This is a genomic window from Mesorhizobium kowhaii (assembly GCF_042431665.1).
In the GTDB taxonomy this organism is placed as follows: Bacteria; Pseudomonadota; Alphaproteobacteria; order Rhizobiales; family Rhizobiaceae; genus Mesorhizobium; species Mesorhizobium kowhaii.
On record NZ_JBHLYT010000055.1, the window covers coordinates 1 to 12,010 of the forward strand.

At 61.6% G+C, this 12,010-nt stretch carries 8 protein-coding genes; 3 read left to right on the forward strand and 5 right to left on the reverse strand.

Annotated elements, in window-relative coordinates; genetic code table 11:
• Positions 1-54 precede the first annotated feature (54 nt).
• Entirely contained in the window at positions 55-768 is a 714-nt protein-coding gene (locus ACFFNA_RS32675; RefSeq protein WP_378923895.1) for an FMN-binding protein, read from the reverse strand.
• 370 nt (positions 769-1,138) lie between these two features.
• On the opposite strand from ACFFNA_RS32675, the gene ACFFNA_RS32680 reads away from it, so the two are divergent.
• Positions 1,139-2,182 carry an efflux RND transporter periplasmic adaptor subunit gene (locus ACFFNA_RS32680; protein WP_378923896.1) on the forward strand — a complete coding sequence of 348 codons (1,044 nt, stop codon included), beginning with the start codon at positions 1,139-1,141 and terminating at the stop codon, positions 2,180-2,182.
• A 3-nt stretch (positions 2,183-2,185) separates the two neighbouring features.
• Positions 2,186-5,419 carry an efflux RND transporter permease subunit gene (locus ACFFNA_RS32685; protein WP_378923897.1) on the forward strand — a complete coding sequence of 1,078 codons (3,234 nt, stop codon included), beginning with the start codon at positions 2,186-2,188 and terminating at the stop codon, positions 5,417-5,419.
• A gap of 88 nt (positions 5,420-5,507) precedes the next feature.
• On the opposite strand, the gene ACFFNA_RS32690 is transcribed toward ACFFNA_RS32685, so the two are convergent.
• The 3 genes from ACFFNA_RS32690 to ACFFNA_RS32700 form a co-directional block, all read right to left on the reverse strand.
• Positions 5,508-6,980, reverse strand: a complete 1,473-nt coding sequence (locus ACFFNA_RS32690) for a pyridoxal phosphate-dependent decarboxylase family protein (protein ID WP_378923898.1) — start codon at positions 6,978-6,980, stop codon at positions 5,508-5,510.
• Complete coding sequence (locus ACFFNA_RS32695) at positions 6,980-8,080, reverse strand: hypothetical protein (protein WP_378923899.1); 1,101 nt, start codon at positions 8,078-8,080, stop codon at positions 6,980-6,982. The genes ACFFNA_RS32690 and ACFFNA_RS32695 overlap by 1 nt, the downstream gene beginning before the upstream one ends.
• A 481-nt stretch (positions 8,081-8,561) precedes the next feature.
• Positions 8,562-10,271 carry an ATP-grasp domain-containing protein gene (locus ACFFNA_RS32700; protein ID WP_378923900.1) on the reverse strand — a complete coding sequence of 570 codons (1,710 nt, stop codon included), beginning with the start codon at positions 10,269-10,271 and terminating at the stop codon, positions 8,562-8,564.
• An 809-nt stretch (positions 10,272-11,080) separates the two neighbouring features.
• Between ACFFNA_RS32700 and ACFFNA_RS32705 the strand changes: the two genes are divergently transcribed.
• Complete coding sequence (locus ACFFNA_RS32705; protein ID WP_378923901.1) at positions 11,081-11,632, forward strand: phosphatase PAP2 family protein; 552 nt, start codon at positions 11,081-11,083, stop codon at positions 11,630-11,632.
• Positions 11,633-11,694: 62 nt separating this feature from the next.
• Here ACFFNA_RS32705 and ACFFNA_RS32710 read toward each other — a convergent pair whose 3' ends face one another.
• Positions 11,695-11,952 carry a DUF1344 domain-containing protein gene (locus ACFFNA_RS32710; RefSeq protein ID WP_378923902.1) on the reverse strand — a complete coding sequence of 86 codons (258 nt, stop codon included), beginning with the start codon at positions 11,950-11,952 and terminating at the stop codon, positions 11,695-11,697.
• Positions 11,953-12,010 lie beyond the last annotated feature (58 nt).

A 12,010-nucleotide genomic window follows, 5' to 3' on the forward strand; every position in this document is an offset into this window, starting at 1 on the left:
GCCCGCATCAAGGACGTCGAAACGGTGACGGTTGTCGACTACTCGCGTGACACGTCATTGACATCCATACCGACGAACAAAGCCTACCGGATGGATGCAGTTCATGGGCAGGGCCTGCCGGTTGATGTTGACAGAGGTGCGGCGGTCATTGGGGTATCTCAGTATCTTGAGCGCGGTGAGGCGACCGCCCTGGACAAGCGCCTGAAGCTGAATGATGCCGTAATAGGCGTCGGCGGCGGGGCCTGTGTAGACCCCATCGGCATAGCCGTGGGTCGCGAGCTTCATGCCGGCACGAATGACGCGAGCCGGCGCGTGCGGATATGCCGGTCTCGGCTGTGGGATCGGAATATAGGCAGCCGGCGTCATGGCGAAAGAGGGCGTTTCCGTCAGCGCGGGGCTGGTCGTTGCCAGAGCCGACTGTTGCTCCGGTTGCGGAGGCGGCACCAGGGATACTTGCGGCGGGCTGGCGGCGAGTGTTGGCTTCGGTGCGGCAGCTGCGATAACCACCGTGGCTTCCTTGCCAACGTCGGGAGCGATCCTCGGCGCCGGCTCTTGCCGCACATCTTGTTGGCGAACCTTGGGCTGGGCCGCAGGGGCCGGAACCGGATGGACCACAGCCGGTGCGATGACCGACGGCAATGTATCCCCGATAGCGCTGGCGGGTTGGGCGCCGTCAATAAGATCGTTGGCTGGGCCGGTGCCTGACTGATCCCAGACATAAGCGCCCGAAGACGCGATGACGATAAGTGACAAGGCGATCTGTTTCATGTGCGCTGAGTTCCACTTTGAATCGTGCGCCGACAAATCGAAGGCGAGCTGGCAATGTCTCACGACCAAGCTGACAATTGGCTGTCAGGTATTCACCGGGGTGTTAAAAATGTTGATGCCCGAGCATCATCGCTGCGCTCAGCCGTCACCGCGAACTTACAGATTCGTAATCCGGCCGTGATGCGTGTGTAAGATTGGTCCCGCATAATACCGGCCACGGGCCGTGGGTAGCCAGGAACTCGCCGCACGTCCATTGTTTGGGAGAATCGGACGGCGGGAGACAAAGTGCATGATTGGCGACTGGTGCAGCACACCTCGAATCCTTCGGGTCGTTGCCGTTTGCTCGTTGAGCTTGGCAAGCAGCCCGACCATGGTCGACGCCTTGGCTGGGGACGCTGCCATTCCGGTTGTTGCCGACGATGCGCGCCGGTCCGATGTCCCGGTCTTCCTCATCGGCCTAGGCTCCGTCGCGCCGTTGCGCAGCGTGACCGTGACCAGCCGGATCGATGGCCAACTGGTCAAGCTCGACTTTGTCGACGGCCAGGACGTGCATGCCGGCGACCTGCTGGCCGAAATCGATCCGCAGCCCTTGCAGGCGGCGCTCGCGCAGGCGCAAGCCACCAAGATGCGGGACGACGTATCGCTGGCGAATGCCCAACTAGACCTCGCCCGCGCTCAGACCCTGACGAACAAGGGCGTCGGCTCGACACAGGTGCTGGACACGGCCAAGGCCGCCGTGGCGCAGCTCGAGGCGACCGATAAGGTCGATCAGGCCGCTATCGACATCCAGCAGATCCAGCTCGGCTTCACGCAGATACGCTCGCCGCTGGATGGCAAGGCCGGCATCCACATGGTCGATGCCGGCAACATCGTCCACGCCAGCGATACGGGCGGCATTGTCCGCATCAGCCAGATTCACCCGATCGCGGTGGACTTCTCGCTGCCTTCCGACGATCTGCCGAGCATCCAGCAGGTGATGAAGGCCGGCAATGCCGCTGTGGTCGTGCAGGACAATACCGGCCAGCAACTGGCTTCCGGCCGCCTGAGCGTTGTCGACAACCAGATCAACAATGCCACCGCGACAATCAGGATACGCGCCGTCTTCGACAATGCCGACGACCGCCTGTGGCCGGGGCAGTTCGTCAATGTCCGCGTCCAGGTCGAATTGCAGCGAGGCGTTGTCACCGTCCCGGTGACCGCCATCGTGCGCGGCCCCGACGGAACCTATGCCTTCATCGTTCGCAAGGACCGACAAGTCGTCAAACGACCGGTGACGGTGGCGTATTCAAATGCCGAACTCGCCGTTGTCGGGACAGGGATTGAGCCCGGCGAGACCATCGTCACCGATGGCCAATATCGCATTCAGGAGGGAGATCTGGTCGACGTCACCGGCCCGGCTCAAACGGCGAACTAGCGCATGAACATTTCTGCGCCCTTCATCGTCCGTCCGATCGCCACCACGCTGCTGGCCATCGGTGTGACGCTGGTGGGGCTTGTTGCGTATTTCCTGCTGCCGATCGCCGGCGTACCGCAGGTTGAGATCCCGACGTTGCAGATATCTGCCAGCCTGCCGGGCTCGAACGCCGAGACAATGGCGACGACGGTCGCCGCGCCGCTCGAAAGGCAGCTCGCGCTGATCTCGGGCGTGACGTCCATCAGTTCGAGCAGCTCGCTGGGGCGCACCTCCATCCAGGTCGAATTCGACCTCGACCGCACCCTCGATGGCGCCGCGCAGTATGTGCAGACCGCGATCAGCGCCGCCAGCGGCGATTTGCCGAAGGATCTTCCCAGTCCGCCGACCTACGAGAAAGCCAACCCGGCCGACGCGCAGTTGATGTCGATCGCCGTCACCTCCACCGACCTGCCGATCGACGAGGTCGACGACTATGTCGAGAACTACCTGGCGCTGCAGCTTTCGAGGGTCACCGGCGTCGGACTCGTCGATTTCCACGGCGAGCAGAAATCGGCAGTGCGCATCCAGATCAACCCTTCGGCGGCCGCCGCACTCGGGCTTAGTCTTGAGGACATCCGCACGGCGATATCTGCAGCCAGCGTCAACGCGCCGAAGGGTACGCTGAATGGGCCCCGGCAATCGCTGACGCTTGCCGCCACCGACCAACTGTCCAATGCGGCGTCCTTCAATTCGGTGATCATCGCCTATCGCAACGGCGCGCCGGTTCGCGTCAGCGACATCGGCGCCGCCATCGACGGCGTCGAGGACATCCGCCAGGCGGCGTGGCTCGGCAGCCAACGCGCCGTCATCATCGACGTCCACAAGCAACCCGGCTTCAACATCAACCAGACGGTGCAACTGATCAAGGACGTGCTGCCGGGGCTTCAGCGTACGCTGCCGCCTTCGGTCAAGATGCAGATCCTGGGCGACCGCACCCAGACGATCCGGGCTTCCGTTTCGGAGGTGCAGTTTACCATGGCGATTAGCATCAGCCTCGTGGTGCTGGTCATCTTCCTGTTCCTGCGGCATGTGCGCGCCACGCTCATTCCCAGCATCACCATCCCGGTATCGCTGCTGTGCACCTGCGCGGCGATGTATCTGCTGGGCTATACGATCGACAATGTGTCGCTGATGGCGCTGACCATTGCCGTCGGCTTCATCATCGACGACGCCATCGTCATGGTGGAGAACATCATCCGCCACATCGAGAATGGCGACACCCCGCTGCAGGCGGCGCTCAGCGGATCGCGCGAAATCGGCTTCACCATTATTTCGATGACGCTGTCGCTCGTTGCCGTGTTCATTCCGCTGCTCTTGATGGGCGGCCTGATCGGCCGGCTTTTCCGGGAATTCGCGGTCGCGGTCAGCGTCGCCATCATGATGTCCGGCCTGATATCGCTGACGCTGACGCCGATGATGTGCGGCTGGCTCTTGAAGCCGATCGACCGCAATGCACGCGAGAACATCGCGTCGCGGGCCCTCGAGGCGGCCTTTGCAGGCATGCTGCACGTCTATGAGATCGGCTTGCGCTGGGTGCTGCGCCACAAGCCGGTGATGCTGCTGTTCATGGCGGCGACGCTCGGCGCCACCGGCTACCTCTACCAGACCATCCCCAAGGGATTTTTCCCGCAGCAGGACAATGGCACCATTTCGGGGTCGTCAGAGGCGGCGCAGGACATCTCCTACGACGCGATGGTTCAGCGCCAGCACGAGCTGGCTAAGGTGGTCACCGCCGACTCCGACGTGCAGACGGTGTATTACTGGGTCGGCGCCAACCCAACCGTCAACAGCGGCCGGCTGATGATCGACCTGAAGCCGCTGAGCGAGCGCCATGCGACGGCGACGCAAGTGATCAACCGCCTGCGCAAAGCGGCGGCCAAGGTCGAAGGCATCGCCCTGTTCGGCCAGGCGCGGCAGGACGTGCAGATCGGCGCGCGGGTCAGCAAGACGCAGTATCAGTACACGCTGCAGGATCCCGACGTGAACGAGCTGTTCAAATGGGCGCCGATCATGCTGGCCAAGTTGCAGACGCTGCCCGAACTGCAGGACGTGACCGGGGATCTGCAGGCAAGCGCGCCGAGGATGACGCTGAAGATCGACCGCGACCTGACCGGCCAGCTCGGCATCACCCCGCAGGCCGTCGACGATACGCTGTATGACGCCTTCGGCCAGCGCCAGGTGGCGACGATCTTCACGCAGCTCGACCAGCACCATGTGGTACTGGAACTCCAGCCACGCTTCCAGGAGGATGCGTCGGCGCTGGCGCGCCTGTTCGTACGCTCCAGCACCAGCGGGCAGATGGTGCCGCTGTCGGCGCTGGCGCATTACGAGACGTCGGTGTCGCCGCTGACGATCAACCACCAGGACCAATTTCCGGCGGTGACGCTGTCGTTCAACCTGGCGGCCGGGCATTCGCTCGGCGACGCGATCACCGCCATCCAGAAGCTCGAACAGTCGATGATCCTGCCGCCGACGCTGACGACGCGCTACCAGGGCTCGGCCAAGGTCTTCCAGTCATCGCTGGCCAACCAACCCTACCTGATCCTGGCCGCGATCATCGCTGTCTATATCGTGCTCGGTATCCTCTATGAGAGCTTCGTGCACCCGATCACCATCCTGTCGACACTTCCGTCGGCGGGCGTCGGCGCCTTCCTGGCGCTGATGGCGCTGGGCTATGATTTTTCTCTGATCGCGCTGATCGGCGTCATCCTGCTCGTCGGCATCGTCAAGAAGAACGCGATCATGATGATCGACTTCGCGCTCGAGGGCGAGCGACGACGGAACTTGCCGGCTGAGGATGCCATCTACCAAGCCTGCATCCTGCGGTTCAGGCCTATCATGATGACGACGATGGCAGCGTTGCTCGGCGGCCTGCCGCTGGCGCTGGGCAGCGGCGCGGGCTCCGAGCTTCGCCGGCCGCTGGGCATCGCCATTGTCGGCGGCCTGCTGCTGTCGCAGTTCCTGACGCTCTACACCACACCGGTCATCTACATCTACCTCAGCCGGTTCAGCCGTCTCAGATGGTTCCGGCGCCGGAAGGTCGTCAGATCCGACGCCGGTACCGCGCCAGCGGCCAGCCATCGGGTCGGGATGCGGGAATACGCCCCTCCAAGTCCTGCCGAGGGGATCCATGACCAAGCAGGGTTGAAGGCCTCGGAGATTGCCGCTTCGTTTTCCAAAACGAGATCTCGCCAATAAGCGAGGCGCAAAGGCAGGCTTGTAACAGACATCAAATCAGCACGTTGCAAGAGCGGAGAGAACACCTAGTCCGATAATTATAGGAGGCCTATGGTCCGACAATGAAATGTTCGATCATTAAATCTACAAATTCTTCGATATCAGCCACAGTCGTCCGATGATTGAAAATGGCGCAGCGCACCACCAGTTCGCCGTTGAGGGTTGTCCACGAAGGCGCGGCCGAACCGGATTCCTGAAGATCCAACACCAGGTTTCGGACAAATTCAGCGCTCGCCCCGCGTATGCCGAAACAGACGATGTTCAGCGCAACAGGCGCTTTCAATTGAAACGCCGGATGGCGCTCCAGACTTTTGGCAAGATGGCGGGCGAGCATGCATGTGTGGGCGATCGACCTGCCAATGCGATCTGTTCCAAGCGCTTCGATCGTCATCCATGTTTTCAAGGCGCGGAACCCGCGCGACAGGTCTGGACCGAGATCACAGGGCCAGGTTTCGCCGGCGGCCAGCCCGCGATCACCACGCTGCAGATAGGCGGCCGGCTGTGCGAACGTGCGCTTCTGGGCATCGCCGTCGCGCACCAGCAGGAATCCGGCATCATAGGGAACCTGGCCCCATTTGTGAAAATCGAGCGCCACCGATGCCGAGTTTTCGATGCCCTTGAACAGCCCGCGCAGGGAATCGGACAGCACGGCGAGAGCCCCGATTGCTCCATCGACATGAAACCAGAGTTTTTCCCTGGACGCGATTTCAGCGATTTCGGCGAGCGGATCGATTGCCCCGGTGTTTACAGTTCCCGCCGTGCCCACGACCAGGAATGGCGAAAGACCCTTCGCCCGATCTTCCCCGATAATGTCGCGCAATGCGCCAGGCAGCATCCTTCCGGCGTCGTCGACCGCGACTGTCCTCAGATTTGCCGATCCGATGCCGGACAGTTGCATGGCCTGCGCGATGCAGGAATGGGCCTCGGCGGATGTATAGGCGACTAGCTCGCGGCCACAGTTGCGAAGCCCGGTCTCGCGCACGGACTGGCCCAGCGCTTCGGTCTTGGCAATCGTCACCGCTACGAAGTTTGCCATTGACGAGCCGGTGAGGAACAAACCGCTTGCTCCAGCGGGGTAGCCGAGCGCCTCGCTCATCCAGCGCACGATCTGCTGTTCGACCGCGAGACCGGCATGGTCGCGACCACCGCAATTCATGTTCAAGCCGCCGGCGACGATTTCCGCTACCATGCCGATCGGCGTGCCCGCGCCATGCACCCATCCCATGAACAACGGATGCAGGTTGCCGGTTGCGAACGGCATGATGTGCGTGCGCACGTCATCCAGGACATCGCCCAGTTCGCGAGGTTGGTTCGGCAGCGGACGGGCGAACCGCTCGCGCGTTTCATCGCTCGGCCGCTGCCATACCGGTCCCTGCCTGATCGTTTGGATATGGGCGATCATGTCGTCCAACAAGCCGTGCGCGACCTCGCGAAACTGATCCCAGTCCGATGGATCAAGGCTGGCGGAGGTCTCAATGGCATCGTTTGCCGCGGCGCGCTCTTGCTTGATGACCTGCAACATCAGGCACCTCGGAGATGATAAAGGACCGCTGACAATTTATGGAAGAAGACGTCTAGCCTGGATTCTATCGGAGCGAAGGCTTGGTGCAGCGACTGGCCGGCCGACATCGCCTGCGAAACGCCGATCACATCAGGAGCCGAGGCAGCAACGCGCAGGACCGTGCGCGAACCCAGGCGCACGGCCTGCCCGACATGGCAGATCGGTCCCCCGCTGAGACCGCGCATCGACAGCTGAATGTTCTGGCACTCCTCGAACGAAGCGAAAGCGCCGGCGCCGTTCATGACGGTCATCGGGACCATTGCACAGGAGCCAAGGTAATCGCCTTCATCATGCTGATGCAGTGAGATGCCTTTCACGGCATCGATTCGAGAACGCACCAGGCGCACAAACTGCTCCTTGATGAGGCTTTGCCGGGATTCGTCGATCTCGACATAGCGGTCGAGATGGGCGAGCGCCGCAACCCACCGCAGCCCCAGTCCCAGGTTCAATTCCGACTTGAAGCCGAATCTCATCCGTTGGCGAAGGGCAGCCGGCCAGTCCTGCCCCGCGCTGTATTCCGCAAGGCCCGCCGGAACGTCGGATCTCACGGCAAGTTCCTCGGCAAATGCCGCAGGGACGAGGAGAGCGCCGGAAAAGGGGGGGCCGGCGACGAACTTGGATCCAGTTAGGGCGACGACGAAGCCATCCGCCAGGTCCTGCCTCAGCCGCGAAATCGAGCCGCGGAACTGGCACGCGTCGACGATAACCCGCACCCGGCCCGGAGCAAGGGCCGCGGCGTGGCGCGCCGCCTGTCGGGTCACTGCCGGCAATCCGGTCTTGGATGCATCGAGCACATGGACAAGGACATCGCGGTCCCGCCCCAGCTCCAGCTCGACAATGGCGATGATCTCGGCATCGATTTCATCCTGACGACGAGGCCCACCCGTCTCGTTACGGATAGAGATTGTGCGCACTTCGATCCGGTCTGGCGGCAGTCCTTCGAGCGGCGCACTAGCCTCGACGGCGCTGCCGAGAGCGGTCACATCCGAATAATGGCATCCTGCCGCCGCCCGTGGAACGCCGTTTCCCGTTTCGTCGGGCGCGACGAGCACATTGGTCAAGGGACGCCTGGAGACGCCGGCAATCATGCACAGCGCGAGAAGCTCGGCATCCGTTCCGGAGGCGGCGAGAATGACGTGCGCGCCCGCACAGCGTAGATTGCCGGCAATCCGGTCCCGAATGTCGGCGAACCATTGATCCGAAGCGACAGGGGAAGGCGAGGCAATATCGAAGAGACGCGCGAGCTCGACACTGGCCGCCTGGAACCCTTCGCGGGAGATGTTGCTTGCCGTTGTCGACGAGAATGAGATCTCGTCGTCCGCCGGAATTGCCCGCGTGCCATAGCGGTTGCGCCGCGTTATCGCATCCGGCCAGATGCGTCTGTCGCCGCCTGTCTGGAGCAGGAATGAAACGGATGCCGGCGAATCCGGGTGGTGGCCCAGGCCCATCGTTTCCGGATCCGGGCGCGGCACCGGCAAGATCCCGCGCTGAATTGCAGGCATGATGGTCTCCGACGTCAGGACGGTGGCGAGATGGTTTCGATCAAAGCGGTTCATTGGCCGCCACGGCACCGGCCTGGTAGGAGATCTGGATGTCATGGCTGATCAACGGTTCGAGATCGCTCGCCCGTTGCGTGAACTCCAACCCGCATCGGTCGACATAGGAACGATCGACACGTTCGCAGAAACCTGGATCGATGATCTTCTCGCCATCCCAGAAAATGGCATGGCCGGTGTTGGGAACGGTTGGCGAAACCACGCCTATGATCGCCGGCTTGGCCCACAGCATGTAGATGCTGGTGAGCAGGACGAAGCCGCATTTGTTGGCAACGCCGCGCATGATCGAATGACTCATCGGCCCGCCGAACGGATATGTCGGATCGCAGCCCCGCGCAATGTCCTCGATTTCCTCGTAGGTTCGGCCCGTGAGCATCGCCAGTGCGCAAACCAAGCAATCGTCGTGGGTTCTCTGGTAGACGGCGGGTTTTCCCGTATGGATGCATACGATCGTCAGCGTTGACTTCGCGCGCGCCGCGCGCCGTACGAGCGCGTTTTCGAATGCCGCGAAGAGCTTGCGCATGGCGCTCTTCTTGTAGGGAAAAATACTCTCCCAATCAATTGAATGGACGATCATTGCGACATCTGCCTCGAACACCAGCAGGCGGCCGTCAGCGAGTTCGGCGCAATCGATGGCGAAGTAGTCCAGCCCAAGACGGCGATGGAGAGCATCAAAGGCGCGTTCGTGACGCACCGCGAAGTCGCTGTCGAAATTTGCCATCCACAACGCTTCTTCGACACGCCTGTCTTCGTGCTGGGTCATGCCGGCGTTGAGGTAGTGAACCATCCAATGCTCGGAAACCGCGAGATGGCTGGCATAGGCGAGCCCATTGATGAACGCGATGCGCTGCTTGCGGAATTTGCCGTCCGTCCCGCTGTAGTCGATGAATGGCGTGACATAGAACTCGCTCTCGGCATGCGAATTCAAATAGGCCGAAAGCTCCGATCGCGTGGAGATCTTCTCCATTCCCTTGCCGGCATGCGTGCCGAACGGGCGGACAATCACCGGAAACGCGGCCGCCATCAGGATCGCGTCGACCTCGATTTCCCCGGAAGCCAGCCGCTCGACCCCGGCTCGATCAACGCGTACGGCGGGCGGGGCAAGGATCGAAGGCTCGTCCTTCAGCGCCTCCGCGACGCCGTCCCTTGACAACGCCATGATGAGGCGAGGCGCGTTGTTCACTATGGGCCCGGTCCAATCGCCCAGCAGCCGATCGAGGTTCGCCAGCACGGCCAGATTTGCCGCCGACTCGCCGACGGCCACGAACGCGACGTCATGCTCGGGAACGTTCTTCAAGTCGACCGTGTCGGCATCGACATAATAGAGCAGCAGGTTGGTGTCGGAGTCCTCGAGCAGGAATTCGATCGGCGTGTTGGCCATGAAGTCGCCGGCCGTCATGAAAACAAGGACGTTCAGCCCGGTGCCGCGTCCGTTGCGGACCCGGTATTGGCGGTTGATTTCGAGTGCTGCCTTCTGGCTGAGAGCTGCCTTGTCTTCCTCACCGATTGCATGAAGCAGGATCGACACGTCCAGAAACGCCGCGGCATCGGTGATATCTGCGGAAATGCGCCCGAACAACCCGTCCCACAACGAGGAGATATCCCGCCCCTCGAAGACGGCCCGCACGATGGGAGCCTTGCCCCTGATGAGGTTCTGATCGTCGAATGTCTCGATTTGAACTGCCGCGCTTTTCAAGCCCTCAAGCCTTCTGCCACGCGGTGGTTACGGCCGGTTCAGCCTCCACGCCGCTGCACGATGTGCGGCTCCACTCTGGCCCCCGGCGCTTGTGCGAGCCTTGTGGCGTTCTGCAGATTCGTGGGTTGCCCATTGCTGAGCCGAGTAACGGCACACCTTTGATGCATAGTCGCGTCAAAATGCTGCCGGCGTCGGCCAAAGGTGGACGAACTTGTTCGACAGGCCCCGCCCCCGCTGGCAGTTTGTTCGCTGTCGTGGTGGCATCGCGGTGGAACACAATATGCCGTCGCTAACAAATGGCCGGCAGACTTCCTACCGATTTGTAATAGCCCCGCAATCCTCCGGTATGCTTGATCGGGCATAGTTTGCCTCGAACCGCTGCGGCTACATCTCGTTCAAGCCGAAAAACCTGTCGAGTTCGAGAGGTGGCTTTTACCATGCCGTATCGCGGATATCCCTCTTCGTCGAGCGCGTGGATCTGGGTCGCCACGACATTTGTGCTCTTCACGATAGTTTGTCTCTCGATCGTCATGTCTGGGTATCGGCCAACTCCGGACGAACTCTGGTTTCTGTTTTGGGTCTGGTAGCACGCAATGCACAGAGACGAATTTCGGGAACATTCAGTTTTTTCCAGGAAGTCCGTATTGGTGACGGGTCGATGTCTCCACGCTTCTCTATGCGAGCCCGTCGCGCTGGTGGTACCTGTCTCGCCACCGCCGACGTCGGCGCCACCTGAAACTACATCACCAACTCCGCCCTTACATGGCGTACATGGCAATTTAGAACCCGCAAACTGACGGAAATACTGAATGTTCCAATTCGACGCTGCCACTACCGCATGGTTAAATACATGGGCAGGACAAGCGCCTGCCACAGATCTCGTAATGACTTGGATTTCGACGGTCGGCGTGCCGCTTCTCGTTTTGGCCGTCGCCTTGCAGTGGTGGTTGCCTCGGCCAGATCGGACCACACGGCATGTTCTAGTGGCGGCAGGTCTGTCGTTTCTGCTGGGACTCGGTGTCAATCAGCTGGTGTTGCTGTTCGTGCAGAGGGTCCGGCCCTATGACGCTCATGTCACGCATCTGATCATCGGGCGCACCGTCGATTTCTCCTTCCCGTCCGACCATGCCACGGCAAGCTTTGCTATCGCGGCGGCGTTTCTGCTGCACGGGCTGCGTCGTCGCGGGCTGGCATTTCTGGCGGCCGCGTTGCTGATCGGACTGTCACGCGTTTATTTGGGAACGCACTATGTCAGCGATATTCTCGGCGGGGCCGCCACGGCAATTCTGGCGGCTGCGTTGGTGCGCGCAGCCTACTGGCAGAACACACGGGCCGATCGTTTGATCACCGGGATATTATAAGAAGTGGCGGCAGGGGCCAGGATAAACGCCCGTCCCTGCCGGTGTCACAGCTGAAACGGCGATCACTTTGCCTGATGGATGCCGGAAACTTTCAGCTTGCCCGCTGCTGTCGTGGAATAAGTGACGACGACCTTCTCGCCGACCTTGAGTGTCTCGGCTTCGATGCCTTCCGGCAGGGTGAACTTGGTTCCGTCCGACAGCGTGATTGCGTCGCCATTCTTATCGACGCTCTTGATCGTCCCGGTGACAGCCTTGGCAAAGGCGCCGGTTGACGACGCGAGCGCAAGTATGATGGCAGTAGCGATGACTGACTTTTTCATTTGGGGTTCCTCATCGGATTGATGATGATGCCGCAGGAGCCTTGCTTCGAGCGGCAGC

Bases quoted from the DNA above. Each gene is read 5' to 3' on its own strand.
- ACFFNA_RS32675 (WP_378923895.1), bottom strand. From the start codon at position 768: ATGAAACAGATCGCCTTGTCACTTATCGTCATCGCGTCTTCGGGCGCT.
- ACFFNA_RS32680 (WP_378923896.1), top strand. From the start codon at position 1,139: ATGGTCGACGCCTTGGCTGGGGACGCTGCCATTCCGGTTGTTGCCGAC.
- ACFFNA_RS32685 (WP_378923897.1), top strand. From the start codon at position 2,186: ATGAACATTTCTGCGCCCTTCATCGTCCGTCCGATCGCCACCACGCTG.
- ACFFNA_RS32690 (WP_378923898.1), bottom strand. From the start codon at position 6,980: ATGTTGCAGGTCATCAAGCAAGAGCGCGCCGCGGCAAACGATGCCATT.
- ACFFNA_RS32705 (WP_378923901.1), top strand. From the start codon at position 11,081: ATGTTCCAATTCGACGCTGCCACTACCGCATGGTTAAATACATGGGCA.
- ACFFNA_RS32710 (WP_378923902.1), bottom strand. From the start codon at position 11,952: ATGAAAAAGTCAGTCATCGCTACTGCCATCATACTTGCGCTCGCGTCG.